The following is a 23566-nucleotide window of genomic DNA, read 5'->3' on the forward strand; positions in this document are numbered from 1 at the left end:
AACGCAGGAGGAAATAGATGTTACGCCGTCTTGATCCAGACGGCCTTTACGTTGAGATATTCCTCGACGTGCTGCTTGCCGGACTCGCGGCCGTAGCCGCTCATCTTGTAGCCGCCGAACGGCACGGCCGGGTCCATCGCCTGGTAGCAGTTCACCCACACCGAGCCGGCGCGCAAGGATTTCGCAACCGCATGCGCCTTGCTGACATCGCGCGTCCACAGGCCGGAACCGAGGCCGAACGTGGTGTTGTTGGCGCGCTTCACCAGCTCGTCCATGTCCTTGAACGCGATCGCGGAGATGACGGGACCAAAAATCTCCTCCTGCGCGATCCGCATGTTGTCCTGGACGCCTGCGAACACCGTCGGCGAGACGAAGAAGCCCTTCGATAGCGCGCCTTCAGTGACGCGGCCGCCGCCGGCAAGCGCGCGCGCCCCTTCCTTCTGGCCGATATCGAGATAGCCGGTGACGCGCTCGAGCTGCTGCTCGGACACCAGCGGGCCGATCTGCACGTTGGGATCGAGACCGTTGCCGACCTGCAGCTTCTTTCCGAACTCGGCGACGCGGCCGACGAACTCCTCGTAGATCGCCTGCTCGACGAACAGGCGCGTGCCGGCGCTGCAGATCTGGCCCGAATTGGCGAACACCGCCATCGCGGCACCGGGCACGGCGGCGTCGAGATCGGCATCCGCGAACACGATGTCCGGCGACTTGCCGCCGAGCTCGAGCGAGACGCGCTTGAGGTTGCCGGCCGAGGCCCGGATGATCGACTGGCCCGTGACATGCGAGCCGGTGAAGGCGACCTTGTCGACGTCGTGGTGCGAGGCAAGCGCAGCGCCCGCGGTCTCGCCATAGCCGGGCACGACGTTGACGACGCCGGGCGGAATGCCCGCCTCCATCGCGAGCTCAGCGATGCGCAGCGAGGTCAGCGGCGCTTCCTCCGCGGGCTTGAGCACCACGGTGCAGCCAGTCGCGATCGCCGGCCCGATCTTCCAGATCGTCGCGCTGAGCGGGCCGTTCCAGGGAATGATGGCGCCGACGACGCCGATCGGCTCCTTCAGCGTGTAGGAGAAGATCTCGCCGGGCAGCGAGTTCTCGATGGTCTCGCCGTGGATCGCCGTGGTCTGGCCGGCGTAGTAGCGCAGCATGCCGATGGCGCGCAGACGATAGGCGCGAGTGCGGCTGAGCGGCGCTCCCATGTCGAGCGTGTCGAGCTGCGACAATTCGTCAAAGTTCTTCTCGACGAGGTCGGCGAGCCTGAGCAGCAGATTCTGCCGCTCGAACGGCTTGACCTTGCTCCAGGGTCCCTCGAAGGCGCGGCGGGCGGCGGCGACCGCACGATCGATGTCTTCCTTGTCGCCCTCGGCGACCGTTGCGAGCAGTTCGCCGGTAGCGGGATTGCGGGTCTCGAAGCGCTTGCCGGAGGCCGCGTCGACCCACTTGCCGTCGATCAACATCTGCTTGTAGGACCCGTTGGCGAACGGGTGGCGCGTGATCGGAATAGCCTGCGACACAGCCATGGCTGCACTCCCTGTCAACTCGTTGATTGGGTTCGATCTCGGTGGGACCGTTAAGTCGGGAAGAATACAGCGGTGCCGGAGAGGCGTAAAGGCGGCGTGGGGCGAAGACCTCCCATGCCGACTTGTGCAGGGTCGCGCGAGCGCCATGTTATAGCTCGACCAAGCCCCTTCCTGCGGAGACGAGCCATGCCACATCCTGCCATCATCAAGGACAATGTTGCCGTGATTACCGGTGGCGCGTCCGGCATCGGATTTGCCGCCGCCACGGCCTTCGCGCGTGCCGGCATGAAGGTGTGCATCGCTGACGTCGACGAGGCGCGGCTGGCGGAGGCCGCAACAAAACTGTCATCTGTCACGTCTGCCACACATGTGATGACCTGCGCTGTCGATGTCAGCCGTGCCGAAAGCGTGATGGAACTGGAACGCGCCGTGGGCGCGCATTACGGCGGCACCGACGTCCTCATGAACAATGCCGGGATCCAGCCCGGCAGCACGCTGTTCGCAGAGCCCGACAATTGGCAGCGCATCGTCGGCGTCAACATGTGGGGCATCATCAACGGTTCGCGCATCTTCGCGCCGAACATGATCGCACGCGGCAAGGCCGGCCTCATCATCAACACCGGCTCCAAGCAGGGCATCACCACACCGCCGGGCGATCCCGCCTACAATGTCTCCAAGGCCGGTGTGAAGGCCTTTACGGAAGCGCTCCAGCACGAGCTGCGCAATACCGGCGATTGCCACATCACCGCGCATCTGCTGATTCCCGGCTTCGTCTTCACCGGCCTGACCGCAAAGGGCCGCACCGAGAAACCGGCCGGCGCGTGGACGCCGGAGCAGACCGTCGACTTCATGCTGACGCGACTGGAGGCCGGCGACTTCTACATCCTGTGTCCGGACAACGACGTGCCGCGTGCGCTCGACGAAAAGCGCATGTTGTGGGCCGCCGGCGACATCGTCGAGAACCGCCCGCCGCTGTCGCGCTGGCACCCGGACTATGCGGATGCGTTTAAGAGGTTTGTGGAGGGGGAGTAGGCTTGCACCGCTCTCTCACTCCCTCGCCCCGTTCTTACGGGGAGAGGGTGGGGTGAGGGGCTGCCTCTGCAAACTCCGGTCAGAATTGTAAGAGCGCCCGCGAAAGGCATGAGTCGGATAGACTTGGATCGTGGTTGCGTAGTGCCCTGCCCCTCACCCGGATCGCGCCGGACGATGCTTCGCATCGCCGGGGCGATCCGACCTCTCCCCGCAAAGGGCGGGGAGAGGTTGAAACCTACAGCGTCTCTTGCTGGTGCCCGCAGTTCTTGCAGGCGAACTTGACGCGGTTCTGGCCTTTTTCCGCCTGAACCCGGTTTGGCGCGCCGCACTTGCCGCAGACCGCCTCGATGCGGGTCGTGCCCTGTTTGACGACGATGGTCTTTTTTTCCATCGATTCGCGGATCAGGCGCTCGGCCTCCTCACGCAGGGATTGTTTCGACAAAGCTGATCTCCGCCTCTGAAAGCGCGAGAGCCATATCGCACCTGCGTTGGAATCTCAATGCGTGATGAGGATCGCGGCCCTATCAACGCGTCATTCCGGGATGGTCCGAAGGACCAGACCTCAGGTGCGCAATTGCGCACCGGGGAATCTCGAGATTCCGGGTTCATTCGCTGCGCGAATGCCCCGGAATGACGGTGGGTGACCTCACACCTCGACAATCACGTAGCTGTCTTCGACATGCACCGGAAACGTCTCGGCAACATAAGGGCCCTTCTGCAATTCCTCGCCGCGCTCCACCGCAACCGGATAGGACCGGATCCTGACGCGTTTGGGATCGAACCAGGACTGGCCGCTGCGCATGTCGAATTCCCAGCCGTGCCAGGGACAGCGCAGCATCTCGCCGACGCGCGAGCGCTCGTAGACGCCGGGCTCGGGTGAGGTCAGCCGCGCCACGCAAGCCGCCTTCTCCAGCGGCGCACCCTCGTGCGGACAGCGGTTCAATAGCGCGAAGAACTCGCCATTGACATGGAACACCACGATGTCGCGGCCGGCGACATCGACGACCTTGTTGCCGCCGGGCGGGATCTCCGAGGTGGTGGCGACGATGTGACGGGCCATGCCGGTCTCAGAACGTGTAGACCGCACGAGCATTGGTGCTGAAGATCTTCTTCCGCTCGGCCTCCGTCAGCGGCGTCTTGAAGGCGAAGCGCGGATCGTCAAAGTCCCAGTGCGGATAGTCCGACGAGAACAGCAAACGGTCGATGCCGACCCATTCGATCAACGCGCGCAGGTGCCGCGCCTCATCAGGCTCGTCGATCGGCTGCGTCGTGAACCAGAAGTGCTCGCGGACATATTCCGACGGCTTGCGCTTGAGATGCGGCACCTCGCTGCGGAAGCGCTCGAAATGCTGGTCCATGCGCCACACCGCGGACGGGATCCAGCCGAAACCGCCCTCGATGAAGACGATCTTCAGGTTTGGAAACCGCTCCGGCACGCCTTCGATCACGATGCTCGCAAGCTGCGCCGCGATGGTGTGCGCGTTGGACTGGTGCTCCTCGACATAATAGGACGGCCAGCCGCCGCCGGTCGGCGCGTGACCACCATAACCGCCGACATGGATGCCGAGCGGCAGGTCCAGCGCCTCGGCGCGCTCGTAAATCGGCCAGTAGCGGCGCCGGCCGAGCGGCTCGTTGGCGCGCGGCGAGACGTTGATCTGGATGTATTCGCCGATCTTGGCGCAGCGCTCGATCTCGGCGATGGCAAGATCCACGCCGTCCTGCCCGACCAGGATCGAGGCCTTGAGGCGCGGATCGCGATGCGACCAGAACGCCAGCTGCCAGTCGTTGATGGCGCGCTGGATCGCGGCGCCGAACTCGAGGTTCTGCTGCGAGAAGATGAAGAGATCGAGCACCTGCAAAATGCCGAACTCGACGTCGAGCGGATCGAGATGCTGCTTCTGCATGAAGGCGAGATCGGAGCCCGGCGGCCCGCCTGTCGGCGGCCAGGCGTCGCGCCGCGCGATCAGCGGCGAGGAGCGTGGATAGGGCGTGGTGAAGAGATAGGGCGTGCGCAGATGGCTGCCATATTCCTTCAAATGCTGCTGCCAGCGTTTCGGCAGGAACTCGTTGAGGTCATCGAGCGAATGCAGGCTCGGATGCACGTCGCAATCGACGATGCGTAGCCGCGATGCCGCGGGCTTCTCGTCGTCACGCAGCGGACGGTCGATGACCTCACTCATGCGAAACCTCCGGAATTAGTTGGCGAGCGACAGCCGCGGAAACGTCTCCAGCGGATTGTCGCCGCACATCTTCGCGATCAAGCTCTGCGGCAGGTTCGGCGGGATCGGATCGTCGCCGTCGAACTGCCAGTGCGGATAGTCGGACGCGAACAGGAACATCTTTTCGGAGCCGATCTGGTCGATGATCTCCTCGACGCTGCTCGCGTCGCCAGGTGCATCGAACGGCTGCATGGTGACGCGGAAATTCTCGCGGATGATCGCGGCCGGCTCGCGCTCGACCCAGGGCACTTCGACGCGCACGCCGCGCCAGGTCTTGTTGGCGCGCCACATGAAGGCCGGCAGCCAGCTGACGCCGGATTCCATCAGCACGACCTTCAGGTCAGGATATTTGCCGAACACGCCCTCATAGATCAGGCTCAAAATCTGCGCCTGAAACGCCTGCGCCTCGACGAAGTAATATTCATAACGATGCGAGGGCCAGCCGGCCGAGCTCGGCGCCTGCCGATATTGCGTGCCGGCGTGGATCGCGAGCGGCAGCTTGTACTTCTCCGCGAGCTGGTAGACCGGCCAGAAATGCCGCCGTCCCAGCAGCGTCTCGCCCTGCGCCAGCACCAGGATGGACACGAAGCGATTGTCGCCGGCGCGGCGTTCGATCTCCTCGATGGCAAGATCCAGCGCCTGCATCGGCACCACGATGGACGCACGCAGGCGTGGATCGCGCGACAGCCATTCGGCTGCGATCCAGTCATTGATGGCCTTGCAGAAGTCGGCCGCCATGTAGGCGTCGAACACGGCCTGCGCGCCATAGAGCACGTTGAGGATGGCGTGGCTCGCACCGAGCTGATCGAACGCGCCCTTCTGCACCATGGCGAGATCGGAGCCGGGCTTGGAACCATTGGCCGGCCGCCAGTCGGCGCGGCCCGAAAGCGGCATGCTCGGCGGATAGGAGGTGAGATCGAGCCCGTCGATGGCGCGGCTCACCACCTGCTCTTTCCAATGGTCGCTGAGATAGGGAAGCAGCGTCGTGCGTGTGCCACCAACCGCCGGATGGATGTCGCAGTCGATCCGCGTCGCCGCCATGCAGGTTTCCTCGGAGTTTCCTCGCACAGTCTTTATTGGCGGCGTTCTTCGCGCCGCCCGGACAGAGTGCGTCGGCCGGCGCCGCCACGCAAGGGTGCGCGCCCGCGCGATCCGTCATGGCTCGGTTGCATTTCGCAGGCCCGATATGCGGATCAGGCACGCGGTGGATGCTCCGGCACCCACCGCGTCAGACTGCAGGCCGCGGCGCACTCTCGCCTCAAGCCGCCTTGGAAACCTCCATCAGCAGACGCTCTGCCTTGGCATCCTCGATGCGGTTCACCAGCCGGCTGCTCTCGTGATTGTCGCGCACGGTCTTGGTCAGCGTGATGCAGGTCTGGATCAGCATCACGATGCCCATGGTGAGGTAGCCCTTCATCCAGAGGTCGATCGGCAGGAAGAAGACGCCGATGGCGACGAGGAAGGCGGAGGCTGCGAAAGACGCGTAGGTGAAGGTGACCCAGGCGCTGCTATGGGGCTGGCCGTTCTGGTTCATGATGGTCTCCTGTTGGTTTAAATGATGATGAAATCTGAGTTCAGGCCGTCGGCGTGCGCTTGGACTTCAACCGCGCCAGCACGTCGTCGGCGGTCGTCTTGAGCCGGGGGCCAAAACCCTGCTCGGCGAGTCTCTCCGCGGTAGCGAGCGGACCCGTGGCCGCATTGAGCTCGACCAGCGCGTCGTCGGCGGCCTGGGCTTCCATCTGCCGCTCGCGCAGACGCCTCAAGGTACTCTCGGCTTCCGGCAGCGTGGATTCGTAGGGACGCGCCGCCTCGATGCCGCTGCGGCGGAGCGAGCGCACCGCTTCCGAGGCGCGGGCAAGGCGCCGGCCGCGATCGAGCTCGGTGATGCGGGCCTGCGCGTTGGTCAGGTGCCGCTTCAGCCGCGCGATCTCGGTCGCGAACAGCGCGCGTGCGGTCATCGCCGCATCACGATCGGCTTCGAGGCCCGCAATGGCTTCAGCGGCCTCCTTGGCGAGATCCTCGCGGCCGCCGTCGAGCGCGGCAACCGCGCGGGTCTCGAGATCGGCGATGCGGGCGACGGTCGCCTCGAGCTTGCGGCCCTCCTGCTGGTCCTGCGCAATCGCCAGCGCCAGCGTCCGCTTGCTGCGTTCGAGGGCGGCGGCGGCATCGCGCATCTGCTGGTCGAGGATCAGAAGGGCCGTGCGGTCCTCCAGCTCCTCGCCCGCGGCCGCCACGCTGCCGCGGAAAAGTGTCACGACGGTCTTGAACATTGTCTGCTCCCTGTTTTATGAGCGTTGCTCACAGATGCTTTGTAGCAGAAACCTTGAACATCGTTCAATATATTTTTGAGCGACGCTCAAAAATTCGGTGCGAGATGACTAAGGCATTGGAACGTCGAGCGAAACTTCGGACCGACCTGATCCAGGCGGCCGAGCGGATGATCGCTGAGCGGGGGCTCGCGGGTCTGAAAACTCGCGATTTGGCCCGCGAGATCGGCTGCGCCAATGGCGCGGTCTACAATCTCGTTGCTGATGTGGACGAACTCGTCCTGCGGGTTGGCTCACGCACGCTGCGTCGTCTCGATGAGGCGCTCAGCGCTGCGGAAAGTGCGGGCGATCCGTCCCCACAGGAGACGCTGGTCCGCATCGCCATTGCCTATTGTGACTTCGCCGCCGAAAACCTCGAGCTCTGGCGCGCGTTGTTCGAGCACCGCATGGCCGCCGACAAGATCCTCCCCGACTGGTCGATCGACGACCAGTTGCAGTTGTTCCGCCACATCTACCGGCCGCTGGCGCTGCTGTTACCCAAGCGCAGTCAGGAGGAGCTCGGCATCACCGCACGCAGCCTGTTCTCGGCGGTGCACGGGATGGTGGCGCTGGGGCTGGAGCAGAGACTGGTCGCCGTTCCGCTGCCGGCGCTGCACAAGGAGATCGCGGGCCTCGTCCGCGCGATGATCGACGGGCTGATCGCGCGCGCGGAGTAAAAAAGATCGGCGGCGCCTGACTAAAATTTCGCCTGTCGCATCGCAGGTGGTGCGCTTAGCCTTCGGGCCGTCCCTCACCTCTCCCCGGAGTTCCTCATGCCCCTCCTCATCCGCGGCGGCACCGTCGTCAATCACGATCATTCGCGCCGCGCGGACGTGCTGATCGACGGCGAGACCATCGTCGCGGTGGGCCCGTCGATCGAGGCGCCGGCAGGCACCGAGATCGTCGATGCCGGCGGCGCCTACGTCATCCCGGGCGGCATCGATCCGCACACCCATCTCGAAATGCCGTTCATGGGCACGGTGACCGCCGACGATTTCGAATCGGGAACCAAGGCAGCGCTGACCGGCGGCACGACGATGGTGGTGGATTTCTGCCTGCCCGATCCCGGCCAGTCGATGCTCGCGGCCTATCAGGAGTGGCGGCACAAATCCGAGAAGGCGGCCAGCGACTACGGCTTCCACATGGCGGTGACATCGTGGTCGAAGCAGATCTATGACGAGATGGAGACCGTGGTCAAAACCTACGGCATCAACACCTTCAAGCATTTCATGGCCTACAAGGGCGCGCTGATGGTGAACGATGACGAGCTCTACAACTCGTTCGCACGCTGCGCCCATCTCGGCGCCATGCCGGTGGTGCACGCGGAGAACGGCGACGTCGTCGCCCTGATGCAGGAGGCGCTGATCGCGCGCGGCGTCACCGGCCCGGAGGGCCACGCCTATTCACGGCCGCCGGAGGTCGAGGGCGAAGCCACCAACCGCGCCATCATGATCGCCGACATGACGGGCACGCCGGTCTATATCGTGCACACCAGCTGCCGCGAGGCGCATGAGGCGATCGCGCGGGCACGCGCCGCCGGCAAGCGCGTCTACGGCGAGCCGCTGATCCAGCATCTGCTGCTCGATGCCGGTGAATACCAGAACAAGGACTGGGATCATTCCGCGCAACGCGTGATGTCGCCGCCGTTCCGCGACAAACAGCATCAGGACAGCTTGTGGGCCGGCCTGCAGGCCGGCTCGCTCCAGGTGGTCGCGACCGACCATTGCGCCTTCACCACGGAGCAGAAGCGGTTCGGGCGCGGCGATTTCAGAAAAATCCCGAACGGTACCGGCGGCCTCGAAGATCGCCTTGCGTTGCTCTGGACCGCTGGCGTCGCCACGGGACGGCTGACCAAGGAAGAATTCGTCGCGGTGACCTCGGCGAACATCGCCCGCATCCTCAACATCTATCCGCGCAAGGGCGCCGTCGCCGTCGGCTCTGACGCCGACATCGTGGTGTGGGATCCGAAGGCGACGAAGACCATCAGTGCCAGGCGGCAGATGAGCCGGATCGACTACAACGTGTTCGAGGGCTTTGCCTGTACGGGCGGGCCGGCGGCGACGCTGTCACGCGGCCGCGTCGTCTGGAAGGCTGGCGAACTACGCGCCGAAGCCGGCGACGGCCGTTACGTCGAACGTCCCGCCTTCTCGCCGGTGCACGTGGCAAATTCGACCTGGAAGGAGCTGACCGCCCCGCGCCCGGTCGCACGCGGCGCGGTGACGCCGTAGTGCGTTCGGGCACAAGGCATGTGACACCTTGAAGCGCGCCGATGGCATACGCCTTGCCTCTCGATGTCAGACAATTCTCTGACGGAGGCCACGATGAGCGATGCACCCCACCATATGACCCGGCGCGAAATGGTGCTCGGCGGCCTCGGCGCTGCCGGAACGGCAGCAGTCGCTCCGTCTCTCGCCTGGGCGCAGGGCCGAGCCGAAACGCTGCTGGTGGTGCAGGAGCTCGGGCCGAATTCGTTGGACATGCAGGGCGTCGGCTCCAACCAGACGGTCAATGGCCTGTCCTGGAATTGCTACGACCGCCTGCTGACCTACGCCTCCAAGACGCTGCCCGATGGGACGATCTCGTACGACCGCGAAAAACTCGCGCCTGAACTCGCCGAGAGCTGGGAGGTCGCGGCCGACGGCATGTCCTGCACCTTCAAGCTTCGCAAGGACGCCAAATTCCACGATGGCACGCCGGTCACCGCGAAAGACGTCAAATGGTCGTTCGACCGCGCCGTGAAGGTCGGCGGCTTTCCGACCTTCCAGATGTCGGCGGGCTCCCTCGAAAAGCCCGAGCAGTTCGTGGTGGTCGACGATTACACCTTCCGCATCGATTATGTCCGCAAGGACAAGATGCTGCTGTTCAACGTCGCCGTCGTCGTGCCCTTCATCATCAATTCCGAACTTGCCAAGAAGAACGCGACTGCGGAAGACCCGTGGGCGTTGGCTTGGCTGAAGACCAACGAGGCCGGCGGCGGTGCCTACAAGATCGAAAGCTGGAAGCCCGGCAGCGAGACCGTGCTGGCGCGCTTCGACGACTGGAAGAGCGGACCGCTGCCGAAGGTCAAGCGCGTGATCGCGCGCGACGTCCCCTCCGCCGGCACCCGCCGCGCCATGCTGGAGCGGGGCGATGCGGATATTTCCAGCGGCTTTGCGCCGCGCGATTTCGAGCAGATCATCAGGGAAGGCAAGGTCAAGGTCTCGGGCGTGCCGATCCCGAATGCGCTCTGGTACGTGGCGCTGAACACCGCGAAGCCGCCGTTCGACAATGCCAAGCTGCGTCAGGCCATCGCCTGGGCGATGCCGTATGAGCAGATCCAGACCAGCGCCTTCTTCGGGCGCGCCGTTCCCATGTATGGCGGAGCGGCCGATGTCTCAAAACCGGTCTGGCCGCAGCCGTTTCCCTATGTCACCGATCTCGACAAGGCCAAAGCGCTGCTGAAGGAAGCAGGATTCGAATCCGGCTTTGAGACGACGTTGTCTCTGGACACGGGCACGGCCACCGTCGGCGAGCCGACCGCGATCCTGATCCAGGAGAACCTCGCCAAGATCGGCATCAAGGCGGGAATCGAAAAGATCCCCGGCGCGAACTGGCGCACGACGCTGAACAAGAAGGAGCTGCCGCTCGCGCTCAATCGCTTCAGCGGCTGGCTCGATTATCCCGAATATTACTTCTACTGGAATTTCCACGGCAACAACTCGATCTTCAACATCTCCTCGTACAAGAACAAGGAGATGGACGCCCTGATCGACAAGGCGCGCTTCACCACGGATGCCGCGGAGTACGACAGATGCGTGAAGGATTTCATCGCGCTCTGCATGCGCGACGTCCCCGTCATTCCGCTCAACCAGCCGATCCACGACGTCGCCATGCAGAAGGCCGTCACCGGCTACGAATTCTGGTTTCACCGCGAGCCGGACTATCGCCAATTCGCCAAGGGCTAGTTCTGACGCGCGACGCTGATTGCGCCTGATGAGGCTCGCGCCTGCGTGGTCGGAAAGCCGCGCTCCAGCCGCGCTGCGCTCGCATGCAGCATCGCCGCATCGAGCTTGCCCTGCCGCGATCCCTCCAGAGCGCAGGCAAAGACGCGGTAGAATTGCGCGCCGTCATAGGCGACCAGCAGCAGATCGACGCCGGCATTGATCGCCTCGACCACGGCCTTGCAAACGTCGTTCTGGTAGATCGCGCCCATCACGAGATCGTCGGTCATCACCATGCCCTGGTAGCCCCATTTGTCGCGAACGATTCCTTGCACGACCTGCTTCGAATGCGAAGCGGCACGGTCGGGATCGACGGCGGTGAGCGTGACGTGGCCGACCATGAGGGCGCTGCGCGAGTGCGACAGCACTTTGCGGAACGGGAGCCAATCGGTTGTCTCCAGCTCCTTCACCGGCGTGTTGAGACTGGCACTGAAATGATGCGTGTCGGTGCGCACGCGGCCGATGCCGGGAAAATGCTTGAGCGTGGCGCCGACGCCCGACTCTTCCAGCCCCCGCACATAGGCGCTTGCGATCGTGCTGACGACGACGGGATCGGTCGCAATCGCGCGCTGGCCGATCAGGGTGTGGAAATCGAGGCGGTTGCGCCGCTGCGGCGGCTTGAGGTCGAGCACCGGCGCGAGGTTGAGGTTGACGCCGAGGCCCGCGAGCTCGCGGCCGTGAATACGCCCGAACTCTTCCGCCTTGGCCTGCTGCTCGTCGGGCGCAAGCCCGGTGAGCGTTGCCAGCGCCGGCACCTTTGTCAGCGGCGGCGCGAGATGCCCGACGATGCCGCCCTCCTGGTCGGCGGCGACGACCAGCGGCGGCAGGCCGGCTGCGCGCCGCTTGTCCTGGAGCGCCGCGATCTCGGCCCGCAGCGCCTCGATGGTCCGGCCACGGATGTTGTGCCTGGTGACATAGACGCCGCCGATCAGGCCCTGCTCGGCAAGGCGCGTGACCTCGGGAAAGGAGGAATAGCCGACCATGAAGTGAGGCCCGAGCTGCCGCGCCTCCGTCGCGCTCGCACCGAGGACGTCGCGCTTGCGCAGCTCGAACTTCAGATGTGCGGCAGACATCAGCACCGGCGGCAGGCACCAGAGCATGACGAGCAGCTTGCCTGCGATGCTGCGCCATCGTCCTCTTCGCAGCAGGACGATGACGATCAGGATGCTTGTGACGACAAGCGCGATGTTTCCGGCGCCGCGCAGCACGAGCAGATAGGGATCGTTCTTGTTCGCGGCCGCGAATGCGGCAAGTGGCGCGGCAAGCCAGAGCAGGATGAGACCAAGGCGATTGAGGAATTGCATGATGCGTCGCGCCCAAGGTGATGAACGCATCGCACCTATCAGGGCGACTGAAGCTGCGCGAGGGGCAAAAGCGCACCTGCACGAAAACTGCAAAAGACTCCTGAAGCCGTGCAGACGAAGGCCCCGGCTTCTGCGCAAGCGCCGTGCAGACTGCACGACATCGCTGTTCACGAAAGGTCATTTGCGCATGACGAGCCTGGCTTCGACGTCTACGACGGACATTCAACCGATCAGGCCTTCGACAATTTCGGTCAAGCTCGCAATGGCGCTGGTGCTCGCAGCACTCGCCGACTGGCTCTTCTATGGCCATCGGGCCGGGCTATCGCTGATCGTCTTTGCGGTAGCAATCGTCTGCGCCTCGCTCCTCGCCAACCACGCATCCCTGGACATCCGCCGCGCGGCGATCGGTGCCGCCGTCATCGTCCTCGGTCTCGTGCCTGTTATCGAAGAGCTCAACACGCTTTCGTTCCTGATCCTCATTGCAGCGCTGGTCATCGCCCTGCTGCTGGCAACCAATCCTGAAACGACTGGCCTTGCCGACCGAGCCCGCGCGCTGCGAAACTTCGTCCTGTTCGGCCCCTTCAGAGTTTTCCCCGACGCGCTTCAGGTCTTCAACATGTCGGCGTTCACCCGCGGCATTGCGTTGTGGCTGATGCCGGTGGTGCTGAGCACAGTGTTCGTCGCGCTGTTCGCTGCCGCCAATCCCGTGATCGAGCAATGGGTCTCGCTGCTCAATCCAAAGATCATCCTCGAATATGTCAGCGTCCCGCGCGTGCTGTTCTGGATCGTGATGCTGGCGCTGGTCTGGCCGTTCATCCACGTGCGCTGGCGGCGCAGGAAGATTGCCGCAACCGCCCAAACCGATGTCGTGGAGCCGGAGCCGCTTGCGCCCTTCATCTCGCCGGAGTTTCTGGGTCCCTCCAGCATCCTGCGCTCGCTCATCCTGTTCAATCTGCTGTTCGCGGCGCAGTCCGTGCTCGACGGCATCTATCTCTGGGGCCACGTGGCGCTGCCCGATAATGTGACCTATGCATGGTACGCCCATCGCGGCGCCTATCCGCTGATCGTAACCGCCCTGCTCGCCGCTGCCTTCGTGCTGGTGGCGATGCGCCCGGGCGGGCCGGCCGAGAAATCGAAGGTGATCCGGCCGCTGGTCTATCTCTGGGTGGGGCAGAACGTGCTGCTGGTCGCCTCCTCCATCCTTCGCCTCGATCTCTATGTCGGCATCTACATGCTGACCTATTGGCGCATCGCGGCCTTCATCTGGATGGGGCTGGTGGCGCTCGGGCTGATCCTGATCGTCGCGCGCATCGTGCTCGACCGCTCCAACGAGTGGCTGGTCAGCGTCAATCTGATCGCGCTGGCGGTCGTGCTCTATGGCTGCTCGCTGGTGAATTTCGATGCCTTCATCGCCAACTACAATGTCGCCCACAGCCGGGAGGCATCGGGCAACGGCGTGCAGATCGACATCAACTATCTCCTGACGCTTGGGCCGCAGGCGCTCCCCGCCATCGACAAGGCGATCATGCTCAGGCCCGGCAATCCCGAGACCTGCCTTGTGTCGCGCCGCGACCGCCTTGTAGAACAGCAGCGTCAGGATCTGGCCTGGCGGAGCTGGGGCTTTCGGAACTGGCGGCTCCAGCGCAGGCTGGACGCCCAGGCGACGAATCAGCCGGCGGGTTGACGAGGCAGCGGAGAGATTCTTGGCGCATCGCATTCTCATCGTCGACGACGAAGGCCACATCCGCGAGGTTATCCGCGTCGCCCTGAGGAAGGCCGGCATGGACGTGATCGAGGCCCGTGACGGCAAGGAGGCGCTGAGCCGCTTTGCCGCCGACAGGCCCGATCTGATTGTGCTCGACATCGGCATGCCCGAGTTCGACGGCCTCGACGTCTGTCGCGAGATCCGCAAAGGCTCCGACGTGCCGATCCTGTTCCTGTCGGCGCGCGACGAAGAGATCGACCGCATCCTCGGCCTCGAGATCGGCGGCGACGATTACGTGACCAAACCGTTCAGCCCGCGTGAGCTGGTGGCGCGGGTCAATGTCATCCTGCGCCGCCTCAACCCGCGCAATGGCGAGGCCAAGGCCGGGCCCGCCGCGCTGGCGCAAGGCGGCCTCCTGATCGACCCCGAGCAGCACGTGGCGTCGTTCGCGGGCACGCCGCTGAAGCTGACCGCGATCGAGTTCGGCATCCTGCGCGCGTTCCTGACCCGGCCGACCTCGGTGTTCAACCGCGAGCAGCTGATGCGGGCGGCCTACCAGCTCAACATCCAGGTCTCCGACCGCACCATCGACAGCCACATCCGCAACATCCGCGCCAAGCTCGCGGCGCTGAATTGCGAGAACGTGATCGAGACCATCCATGGCGTCGGCTTCAAGCTCGGCCGCTGCGAGAAAGAGGCATGAGCGCGGCGCCCGACAAATGGCGGCCGTCGCTGGGGCTCGTGATCTTCGCGGTGCTGGCGACCGTCGCGGTGCTGCCGCTGGTCGGCCTGTTCTTCTTCCGCCTCTACGACAACCAGCTGATCCGCCAGACCCAGGCCGAGCTGATCGCACAGAGCCGGGTGCTGGCGACCATCTATGCGCAGGAGGTCACGGCACGGCTCGACAGCGGCCTCACGCTCGGCGCCGAGGTGCCGCCGGGCGTGCTGCCCGATCCCGGCGACCAGGTCACCCCGATCCGTCCCGCGCTCGACCTCACCGCGAACGACCTGCTCCGGCGGCGGCCCGATGCGCTGCCCGCGCCCCAGCCGGCGCAAGCAGCCTATGTCGCGATCGGCGCAGAACTGACGCCGATCATCCGCGAGACCCAGAAGGTGACGCTGGCGGGCTTTCGCATCCTCGATCCGCAAGGCGTGGTGATTGCCGGGCGGCAGGAGGTCGGGCGATCGCTCGCCCATATCGAGGAGGTCGGAGACGCGCTGCGCGGGCAGTACCGCGCCACCTTGCGCAACCGCGTGCCGGACAAGCCGCCGCCGCCGATCTATTCCTTCAGCCGCGGCCTCGGCGTGCACGTGTTCTCGGCGATGCCCGTCATCGTCAACAACCGCGTCGCGGGCGTGATCTACACCACGCGGACGCCGAGCAACATCTTCGACCATCTCTACCAGGAGCGCGGCAAGTTCGTGCTGGCCGGGCTCGCCGTCATCCTCGGCACGATCCTGATTGGGCTGGTGTTCTCCCGCACCATCACGCTGCCGATGCGCGAGCTGATCGACCGCGCCGCGCGGATCGGCCGCGGCGACCGCGAGGCGTTCCAGCCGCTGAAGCATTACGGCACGCGGGAGTTCGCCCAGCTTTCGCACAGCTTCCTCGGCATGGCCGAACAGCTGGCGCGGCGCTCCGATTATATCGCGACGTTCTCGGCCCATCTCACCCACGAGCTGAAATCGCCGCTGACCTCGATCAAGGGCGCGGCCGAGCTGTTGCAGGATTCGGTTCAGGGCAAGGCCGACGGCCTGACGCCGGCCGAGCAGAACACCTTCATCGCCAATATCCTGTCCGACACCCAGCGGCTGGAGGCGATGGCGCAGCGGCTGCGCGAGCTCGCCCGCGCCGAGAGCCTGCCACAGAACGAGCGCACCGAGCTTGCACCCGTGATCGCCGACCTCAGGAACAGGTTTCCGGCAAGCTCCATCGAAGCCAGCGGCAGCCTCGACAGGGCGATCGGGATGTCCTCGGAGAAGGCGCTGATCGTGCTGTCGCATCTCGCCGATAACGCGGTGCGGCACAAGGCCGGGACAATCCGGCTGGAGGCGGTCGACGAGCGGACGACCCTGCTTGTGACGGTCAGCAATGACGGCGAGCCGATCTCGGCGCCCAACCGCGACAGGATCTTTGATGCGTTCTTCACCACCCGCCGCGACCAGGGCGGCACGGGGATGGGGCTGGCGATCGCGCGCGCGGTGATGGCGAGCCATGGCGGCTCGATCAGACTGAAGCCGACCGACGAGGGCGCGGCCTTCGAGTTGCAGTTTCCAGTGGCCTAAATGGCAAACACCCAGGCGGCGACGATGGTGCCGATGGTGACGAGACCCGCAATGGTCCAGCCGGCGGCATATTCAAGTTCGGGATGACCAGTCGCCCGCATGATCTCTGCCGGATCGGCGGTATGCTTGTGTGCCATGACTGCCTCGCACGTGTTTCCCCGTGTCATGAATAAGTCGCGTCGGCCGGCAAAAGGTTCCGTCACGGAAATGCGAGCAAAACAAAAACTGCGAAAACAACCCCATGCACAGTAGAACGCCTGCTCGGGCATGAGGCCAGCTCACGCCGCCCAACAGCTTGACTCACCGGTGCAAAACGGCCGCTCCGCGCAATCGTCGGACGACCGGCGTCTTGCCTTCCAAATCCGGTTGCATGCTAGACTGGATGCCGTCCACGGCAGGAGGGAAGCATGGCCGACAACAAGGCGAAGCGGGGCGGCGCCGATCGCGCCCTGATCGCGCTCACCGAGAAATACGAAGTCGGCTACTGGTCGAAGAAGTTCAAGGTGACCCCGGCCAAGCTGAAATACGCCGTCAAGAAGGTCGGCCGCTCCGCCAAGAAGGTCGAGGAATACATCCAGCTCCAGAAGCACCGCGCCGCCGACAAGAGCCGGATCGCGATCAGCGAGCCCTACGAAGTCCGCTACTGGTCGAAGAAATTCAAGATCACCCCGGCCAAGCTGAAGGCCGCCGTGGCCGCGGCCGGACATTCCTCCAAGAAGGTCGAGGCCTACCTTACGGCCCGGAAGGCGGCGAAGAAGGCCAGGAAGACCGTGAAGAAAGCCGTCAGGAAGACCGCGAAGAAGTCCGTCAAGCGGAAGAAGGCGGCCTGAGAGCCCGGGGGAAAAGGGGATGAGATCCGGTCCAGCGATCCTCGCCTGCGCCCTCGTTGCCGGCGCATTCCCGCTCGCCGGCACCGCCGCAGCCACGCCCGCAAAGGTCTCGGGCGCGACCGCGCTGGCGCTCGCCGGGGTGATCGCGCCGCTGTTACCGGACCTGACCGGCGCCGAGAGGAAGGCGGTGGCGATGCTGTTCGCCGCCAATGCCGATATCCCTTACAAGAAGGCCATCGTGGTGACCGCGGACCGGATCGTCTGCCCGGCAATGTCGACATCACCATTCGCAATTGCGAGGTGACCTTCGGCAAGAAGGTGAAGACCGTGAACGGCTCCACCGCCAACGAGATCTTCGCCACCGAAGCACTGGCGGGCGTGCCGCCCGACGGCGAGGCGGGATCGAATTTCGAAAGCCTCTCCAAGCTGAGCTGCACGATCGATCCCAACGCGATCAGGCGGAAGGACGGCAGCGGGGCGGATTGCACGTTCCAGCCGGGGAATTGACACAAGGCCGGGCGCACGAGCCGCGGGTGCCGTGAAATCGCCTCAACACCAGCCAACTAATAAGGCGAATTGAAAAGACAGGCCCAGGGAGCGAGCCAATATCGGGCGCGCAAGGCCGGCACCATGATGAAGAATTACCTCGCATTTTTCCTGCTTTTGACCGTGACTGCCGCCTCCGCGCATGGCCCGCTGCCGCCGCGGCTGACGGCGCCGTCCGATCTTGTCCCGGCAGGCCTCACCGATTCCGACACCACCGCCGGCGGCACCGCGCGGCTGTGCGAGCAGGTCACCTTCTCCCGCGGCCTGCGCTACGGCGAGAGCGAGGCCCAGGTGCTCGATGTCGCCACCAGCGCGACCAAGGCGGACACGCCACGTCCGGTGCTGCTGTTCGTGGCCGGCGACACCTTCACCGGCGACCGCGCCGCGCCGGACCTGTCCCGCGAAATCCAGGACCAGGCGATGTGCTTTGCCGCGCGCAACGACATAATCGGGGTCCGCGTCAACTATCGCCTGGCGCCGGCGGCGACCTGGCCCGCCGGGGCAACCGACGTGGCAGCGGCGCTGTCCTGGATCCACGGCAATATCGACCTGTTCAACGGCGATGCCCGCGAGATCGTCGCGGTCGGCTATGGCGCCGGCGCCTTCCACCTCGCCACCCTGCTGGCGCATCCGGAGCTGCAGACCGACCGCGCCGACGTCGCCGGTGTCGTGCTGGTGTCCGGCATCTACCGCGTCGGCAAGGATGCCAGCGACAGCGAGAAAGCCTATCTCGGCCTAGATCCCACCCAATATGACAAGCGATCGGTCTTTCCCGGCATCCTCAATGTCGACGTCCCCATTGTGCTGGCCTGGGCCGCGGACGATTCCGCCGGCCTCGTGGCGCAGGGCGAGACCTTGAAGAAGACACTCTGCGGCGCCGGCCACTGCCCGCGCAGCGCGCTGCTGCGCAGCCGCGACGGCATCGCCGCCGCGTTCGGTCTCGACGGCTCCGGCGACAGCCTCGCCGAACCGACGCTGCTGCTGGTACGCCAGCTGGAGGCGCGGGGGCTGCCGTAGCGGGGCGTTGCGGGCGGCGCTCCCATAGCCTCCAGCTTTTGCTGCGTTGCTCCCTCCCCGGCCTTCCATCGCATTGGCGCCTCCCAGACAATTGTCTCGCTGGCGTTAGCACGCCTCAAACCACGATTCGCGATTTGGTCGCCGCCCCGGACCGCCGCGTGCTATCTAGGAGAGTTATCCGGGGCATTTCTATCTATGGGGGTTTGCTAGAGACCAAGGAAATCGGCGTTTCGCACAACTGTGTGACGCGCCGCCGCCACGAACGGAAAACCGATGCTCAAGTTGCTGGCGCGATGCGCGGTGATCTCTGTTGTGTTGATTTCGGCGTCGGCCGCCGAACCGGTCAAGCTCAAATTGGCCTTCCCCAGCTCCGACCGCTCGACGAGCTATCTCGCCGCGGTCAGACCATTTGTCGACGCGGTCAACGCCGAAGCAAGAGGCCTGATCGAAATCGAAACCTATTTCAGCGGCGTGCTCGGCAAGGATCCGGCTGAGCAGCCCCAGCTCGTGCTCGATGGTACGGCCGACATCGCCTACGTCGTGACGGGCCTGACGCGCAACCGGTTCGCAGACAATGCAATCATCGAGATGCCCGGTCTGTTTACGAGCATGCGGGAGTCCGTTCCTGTGTTCACCCGGCTCGTGGCCGCCAACGCTTTGCAAGGATACGATGACTACACTGTGATCGGCGCCTACGTCACCGAACCGGAGACGATCCACAGCAAGATCCCGATCACGTCGCTGAATGATTTGAAGGGCAAGAGAATTCGCGTCAACAATCCCGGCGAAGCCGCCGCGCTGGAAAAACTCGGAGCGCAGCCCGTGTTTCTGGCGGTCACCAAGATCTCAGAAGCCATCGGCAACGGCAGCATCGATGGCGCGCTCGTGCCACCGTCTCCATTGGTCGACTATGGCATCAAACGCGTTGCAACTTATCATTACCTTCTTGGAATCAGCGGCGCGCCATTGATGGTTCTGATGAACCGAAAAACGTTCAATCGGCTGCCCGAAGTGGCCCAGGCGATCATCCTCAAATACAGTGGTGAGTGGGCTGCCGCGCGCTTCATGGATACCTACGAAGCGGCGGAAAACAGCATTATGCGGGAATTGAAGTCCGATCCGAAGCGCCAGCTGATCATGCCCTCGTCGTCGGACCTCGATGCGGCAAATGCCGTGTTCGCAGCCATTGCCAATGATTGGGCTTCAAAAAGTGAGCGCAATGCCGAGCTGCTGAAAACGGTCCGGACCGAGCTCACGAAAATGCGATCGACCCGGTAGCCGCGGATGCCGTCGCTCGCCAACATCTGGCCTCAGCGAAATATCGTCACCATCGTCGCTGCGCTCGCCATTCTGTTGACGGGTACCGGGATGACCCTGAAGATCACGACCGATCACCTTCTCCGCCAAGATGCGATGTCGACCGCACGCAGCTGGGCGAGGTTCCTGGCGGCCAGCGTCACCGATCTTGAGCAGATCGCCGGCGGCGAGCAGCCTTCAGCCGCGAGTCTACGGTTCTTCCTGTCGGCGCGAAATTCCGGCGAGGTCTTTCACTACGAAATATTCAACCGTTATGGCTACTCCCAGCTCGTTTCGACCCGCGAAAAGATCGCGCTCGTCGACTTGTCTGAATACAGCTCCGATGCGGCGCGATCAGTGATTGACGGTCAACCGATCGTCGACGTCAGGGAGGGAAATTCGCCCGACCGACCGGCATTCTTCGCCCGCGCCTATGTCCCGGTCCAGACCGATGGTCGCCTCACCGCGGTCGTTGCGGCCTACGTGGATGAAACCGAGCAACGCAAGAATGTCCACAATACGTTCCTGACCGCGGCCGCATTCCTTTGCCTGCTGTCGGGCCTCGCCTTCTCCATTCCCGCGATTGCGTGGTATCGTGAAACAAAGGTAAAGCAGGCTGACCGACGCATCCGATTCCTCGCCCACCATGACGCGTTGACCGGACTGACCAATCGTCCCCATCTGATCGAAAAACTGGAGAGAGCTCTCGCTCACTTGCCGAAGCGGGGCGGCAGCCTTGCCGTGCACTTCATCGACGTCGACCGCTTCAAGGAGGTCAACGATACGCTTGGTCATGACGGTGGCGATTTTCTGCTCAAGTCCATCGCGGAGCGTCTGCGCGCAACGGTCCGGATCGACGACGTGGTGGCCCGGCTCGGCGGGGACGAGTTCGTCGTCGTGCAGTATGACGTCGCCGGCAGGACGCAGGCCAACTCGTTTGCGCGCCATCTTGCCACCGCTGTAAATGCTCCGGTGAAGTTCAAGCAGCACGAGATCCTCACCACCGCCAGCATCGGCGTGGCCCTGGCGCCGGAGGAAGGCACCACCGCGGAGCAGTTGCTCAAGAACGCCGACCTGGCGCTGTACGCGGCCAAGGCAGCCGGACGCAATTGCATCCGGTTTTTCCTGCCCGAGATGGATACTGCTTTGCAGGCGCGGATCGAGCTCGAGAGGACAATCCGCGAGGCGGTGCTAAATCATCGCTTCGAACTGCATTACCAGCCGCTCTTCGAAATGTCTCGGCGCCGCCTTGTCGGCTTCGAAGCGCTGATCCGTATGCCCGCGGCGGACGGAACGCTCATTCCGCCATTGACCTTCATTCCCGTCGCCGAGGAGTTGCGGCTTATCGACCAGATCGGGGCGTGGGTATTGCGGGAGGCATGCCGCACCGCCGCGACCTGGCCGGAGCACCTGACCGTTGCAGTGAACCTGTCGCCCACGCAGTTCGTGGCGGGTGGCATCAGCGGCATCGTCGCCGCCGCACTGAAAGAGGCGGGCCTCGCGGCGCACCGGCTCGAATTGGAGATCACCGAAAACCTGCTGCTCGGCAACACCGAAACGATCATGGCGCAGCTCCTGACGCTCAAGGCGATGGGCGTAGCGATCGTGATGGACGATTTCGGGGCCGGCTATTCGAGCTTCAGCTATCTGTGGCGCTTTCCGTTCGACAAAATCAAGATCGATCGAAGCTTCATACAGGGCCTCGACGGCTCCCATTGTCAGGTCGGGACGGTGGTGAAAGCGATCATCGCGCTCGGACGCGAGTTGCACATGCGAGTGACGGTCGAGGGCGTCGAAACCGCCAACCAGGCGGCTTTTCTCGAATCGGCCGACGGTGATCAGGCCCAGGGGTTCTTCTTCGGCCGGCCGGTCCCTGCCTCGGAGCTCAGCGCCAGCATTCTCGCGGACTTTGAGAAGACAGCGCCGACACCTTCGTCCGCGACTGCTCAAGCGGCCAAGCTGCGCCTCGTCAACTTATCGGCTGAACGGTAGCACGGGCCCTTTGCCTGTAACGGCCAACGCGGCTCTTGGCATATCTCTATTGCAGCCCGCGCCGTATCGCCCGATTTCACGACCGCCGGGTCGAGATAGAGTTCGAAAGCCGCGGCCGCCCTGGCGACCCGCCACGGTCGGCGCGTCAGCACGCCTGCCATTTCGAGGATGACAAGTGCGCCGCTTCGAAAACGAACCGTCAAGCCACACGATTGACAAACGCTTGACGTAGATCAACTCGCCTTGGTGCGGATTGAGCCGACCTCGTTGGGGGCCAACGACAAGGGTTCGAACATGCGCGTCATCGGCAGGATGCTGTTCGTTTCCGTGATTGCCTTCGCATCGCTCGGCGCGATGTCGCAGCAACAGCATTCAGAGCAGCCAGCGAGCGACAAGGAAATCCGCATCGGCAATGTCATGCCGTATTCGGGGCCACTGTCGGAATTCGGCGCGATCGGCCAGGCGGAGGCTGCCTATTTCGACATGATCAACGCGCGCGGCGGCATCAACGGCCGCAAGATCCGATTCATCACCCGCGACGACAATTCCGATCCGGCGACCGCGCTGGAGCTGACGCGCAATCTGGTCGAGAAGGACGACGTGCACGTGATGTTCGGCTCGTTCGGCACGCCCGGCAATCTCGCCACGCGCTGGTACCTGAACGAGAGGAAGATCCCGCAACTGTTCGTCGCCTCCGGCGACGAGGAGCTGAGCCAGGCCAGGGCGTTTCCGTGGACCATGGGCTGGCAGCCGTCATTCCGCTCGGAGGGGCGCATCTACGCCAATTACATCCAGGCCTATTATCCCAGGAAGAAGATCGTCGTGCTCTGGCAGAACGACCAGTTCGGGCGCATGCTCTACAAGGGCATCCAGGAAGGCCTCGGTGACCTGAATCGTCATGTCCTCGTCGACATCGCCTTCGACATCAATGACGAGCATCTCGACGGGCACGTCTCGATCCTGAAGCGCGCGGGCGCCGACATCTTCGTCTTTCTCGGTGTGCCGTCGACCGCGTCCAAGGTGATCAAGCTGGCGGCGTCGCTCAAATGGCGCCCGGTCTTCATCGTGAACGATGCCTCGGCCACGATCGCCAATGCGATGGCGCCGGCGGGCCTGGAGAATTCGGCCGGCGTGATCTCGTCGGCCTTCCTGAAGGATCCGAGCGATCCCGCCTGGAAAGACGATCCCGCCATGAAGGAATGGTTCACGTTCATGGACAGGTACCATCAGGTCGAAAGCACCAACAGCAGCGCTGCGGTCTACGGTTACGCCGCGGCCGAGGCGCTGACGCAGGTGCTGAAGCAATGCGGCGACGACGTCTCGCGCGAGAACATCATGCGCCAGGCGGCCTCGCTCAGGGACTATCAGCCTTCCGTCGCCTTGCCCAACATCAGGATGAACACCTCGCCCGACCGCTATCTGCCGATCAGGCAGATGCGGCTGGTCCAGTTCGACGGGCGGTCCTGGCAGCCTTTTGGTGAGGTGATCGAGACGGCGTTCACGGAAGGGGCGGCGCGGTGACGTGGGCCGGCGTGC

The 23566-nt window shown here is 64.3% G+C and carries 21 protein-coding genes and 1 pseudogene; 13 read left to right on the forward strand and 9 right to left on the reverse strand.

Annotated features, from left to right (window positions below; genetic code table 11):
- Positions 1 to 20 precede the first annotated feature (20 nt).
- Entirely contained in the window at positions 21 to 1517 is a 1497-nt protein-coding gene (locus ACVJ19_RS07325; protein WP_453949575.1) for an aldehyde dehydrogenase family protein, read from the reverse strand.
- 186 nt (positions 1518 to 1703) lie between these two features.
- Here ACVJ19_RS07325 and ACVJ19_RS07330 point away from each other — a divergent pair, with 186 nt between their 5' ends.
- Entirely contained in the window at positions 1704 to 2549 is an 846-nt protein-coding gene (locus ACVJ19_RS07330; protein ID WP_456739364.1) for an SDR family NAD(P)-dependent oxidoreductase, read from the forward strand.
- A 235-nt stretch (positions 2550 to 2784) separates the two neighbouring features.
- Here ACVJ19_RS07330 and ACVJ19_RS07335 read toward each other — a convergent pair whose 3' ends face one another.
- The 6 genes from ACVJ19_RS07335 to ACVJ19_RS07360 form a co-directional block, all read right to left on the reverse strand.
- Positions 2785 to 2991: a hypothetical protein gene (locus ACVJ19_RS07335; RefSeq protein ID WP_453949573.1), complete on the reverse strand. Its 207-nt coding sequence runs from the start codon at positions 2989 to 2991 to the stop codon at positions 2785 to 2787.
- 204 nt (positions 2992 to 3195) lie between these two features.
- Positions 3196 to 3609, reverse strand: coding sequence for a Rieske (2Fe-2S) protein (locus ACVJ19_RS07340; RefSeq protein ID WP_453949572.1), 414 nt, complete (start codon positions 3607 to 3609; stop codon positions 3196 to 3198).
- Positions 3610 to 3616: 7 nt separating this feature from the next.
- A complete protein-coding gene (locus ACVJ19_RS07345; protein ID WP_453949571.1) occupies positions 3617 to 4729 on the reverse strand; it encodes an amidohydrolase family protein in 1113 nt (370 codons plus the stop codon).
- Positions 4730 to 4744: 15 nt separating this feature from the next.
- Positions 4745 to 5809: an amidohydrolase family protein gene (locus ACVJ19_RS07350; protein WP_453949570.1), complete on the reverse strand. Its 1065-nt coding sequence runs from the start codon at positions 5807 to 5809 to the stop codon at positions 4745 to 4747.
- Between the two features lie 217 nt (positions 5810 to 6026).
- Positions 6027 to 6302, reverse strand: a complete 276-nt coding sequence (locus ACVJ19_RS07355) for a YiaA/YiaB family inner membrane protein (protein WP_015688680.1) — start codon at positions 6300 to 6302, stop codon at positions 6027 to 6029.
- A gap of 40 nt (positions 6303 to 6342) precedes the next feature.
- Positions 6343 to 7038, reverse strand: a complete 696-nt coding sequence (locus ACVJ19_RS07360; protein WP_453949568.1) for a PspA/IM30 family protein — start codon at positions 7036 to 7038, stop codon at positions 6343 to 6345.
- A 104-nt stretch (positions 7039 to 7142) separates the two neighbouring features.
- Here ACVJ19_RS07360 and ACVJ19_RS07365 point away from each other — a divergent pair, with 104 nt between their 5' ends.
- The 3 genes from ACVJ19_RS07365 (at position 7143) to ACVJ19_RS07375 (ending at position 11018) form a co-directional block, all read left to right on the forward strand.
- Positions 7143 to 7751 carry a TetR/AcrR family transcriptional regulator gene (locus tag ACVJ19_RS07365; RefSeq protein WP_453955132.1) on the forward strand — a complete coding sequence of 203 codons (609 nt, stop codon included), beginning with the start codon at positions 7143 to 7145 and terminating at the stop codon, positions 7749 to 7751.
- Positions 7752 to 7847: 96 nt separating this feature from the next.
- Positions 7848 to 9302 carry a dihydropyrimidinase gene (hydA, locus tag ACVJ19_RS07370; protein WP_456739365.1) on the forward strand — a complete coding sequence of 485 codons (1455 nt, stop codon included), beginning with the start codon at positions 7848 to 7850 and terminating at the stop codon, positions 9300 to 9302.
- A gap of 93 nt (positions 9303 to 9395) precedes the next feature.
- Positions 9396 to 11018, forward strand: a complete 1623-nt coding sequence (locus ACVJ19_RS07375) for an ABC transporter substrate-binding protein (RefSeq protein ID WP_453949567.1) — start codon at positions 9396 to 9398, stop codon at positions 11016 to 11018.
- On the opposite strand, the gene ACVJ19_RS07380 is transcribed toward ACVJ19_RS07375, so the two are convergent.
- A complete protein-coding gene (locus tag ACVJ19_RS07380) occupies positions 11015 to 12358 on the reverse strand; it encodes a glycoside hydrolase family 3 N-terminal domain-containing protein (protein ID WP_453949566.1) in 1344 nt (447 codons plus the stop codon). The two genes, ACVJ19_RS07375 and ACVJ19_RS07380, sit on opposite strands and share 4 nt — an antisense overlap.
- 187 nt (positions 12359 to 12545) lie before the next feature.
- Here ACVJ19_RS07380 and ACVJ19_RS07385 point away from each other — a divergent pair, with 187 nt between their 5' ends.
- The 3 genes from ACVJ19_RS07385 to ACVJ19_RS07395 are packed head-to-tail and all read left to right on the forward strand — an operon-like array spanning position 12546 to position 16349.
- Positions 12546 to 14042, forward strand: a complete 1497-nt coding sequence (locus ACVJ19_RS07385) for a DUF4153 domain-containing protein (RefSeq protein WP_453949565.1) — start codon at positions 12546 to 12548, stop codon at positions 14040 to 14042.
- A 19-nt stretch (positions 14043 to 14061) separates the two neighbouring features.
- On the forward strand, positions 14062 to 14766 hold the full coding sequence (locus tag ACVJ19_RS07390) for a response regulator transcription factor (protein ID WP_453949564.1): 705 nt from the start codon (positions 14062 to 14064) through the stop codon (positions 14764 to 14766).
- On the forward strand, positions 14763 to 16349 hold the full coding sequence (locus tag ACVJ19_RS07395) for an ATP-binding protein (protein ID WP_453949563.1): 1587 nt from the start codon (positions 14763 to 14765) through the stop codon (positions 16347 to 16349). Before ACVJ19_RS07390 ends, ACVJ19_RS07395 begins: the two co-directional genes overlap by 4 nt.
- Here the strand turns inward: ACVJ19_RS07395 and ACVJ19_RS07400 are convergent.
- The gene (locus ACVJ19_RS07400) at positions 16346 to 16486 is read right to left on the reverse strand and encodes a hypothetical protein (RefSeq protein WP_018321489.1); all 141 of its coding nucleotides are present in this window, start codon (positions 16484 to 16486) and stop codon (positions 16346 to 16348) included. The genes ACVJ19_RS07395 and ACVJ19_RS07400 overlap by 4 nt on opposite strands.
- Before the next feature lie 270 nt (positions 16487 to 16756).
- Here ACVJ19_RS07400 and ACVJ19_RS07405 point away from each other — a divergent pair, with 270 nt between their 5' ends.
- The 6 genes and pseudogenes from ACVJ19_RS07405 (at position 16757) to ACVJ19_RS07430 (ending at position 23551) form a co-directional block, all read left to right on the forward strand.
- Positions 16757 to 17179 (forward strand): DUF3606 domain-containing protein, encoded by a 423-nt coding sequence (locus tag ACVJ19_RS07405; RefSeq protein WP_453949562.1) that lies wholly within the window; start codon positions 16757 to 16759, stop codon positions 17177 to 17179.
- Positions 17180 to 17198: 19 nt separating this feature from the next.
- Positions 17199 to 17686 (forward strand): annotated as a pseudogene (locus ACVJ19_RS07410) (hypothetical protein).
- A 126-nt stretch (positions 17687 to 17812) separates the two neighbouring features.
- On the forward strand, positions 17813 to 18742 hold the full coding sequence (locus ACVJ19_RS07415) for an alpha/beta hydrolase (protein ID WP_453955131.1): 930 nt from the start codon (positions 17813 to 17815) through the stop codon (positions 18740 to 18742).
- Positions 18743 to 19015: 273 nt separating this feature from the next.
- A complete protein-coding gene (gene dctP, locus ACVJ19_RS07420; RefSeq protein ID WP_453949561.1) occupies positions 19016 to 20020 on the forward strand; it encodes a TRAP transporter substrate-binding protein DctP in 1005 nt (334 codons plus the stop codon).
- 6 nt (positions 20021 to 20026) lie between these two features.
- On the forward strand, positions 20027 to 22030 hold the full coding sequence (locus ACVJ19_RS07425; protein ID WP_453949560.1) for a putative bifunctional diguanylate cyclase/phosphodiesterase: 2004 nt from the start codon (positions 20027 to 20029) through the stop codon (positions 22028 to 22030).
- A gap of 294 nt (positions 22031 to 22324) precedes the next feature.
- Entirely contained in the window at positions 22325 to 23551 is a 1227-nt protein-coding gene (locus tag ACVJ19_RS07430; RefSeq protein WP_453955130.1) for an ABC transporter substrate-binding protein, read from the forward strand.
- The last annotated feature ends 15 nt before the right edge of the window (positions 23552 to 23566 follow it).

The organism is Bradyrhizobium sp. USDA 376, from assembly GCF_054063675.1.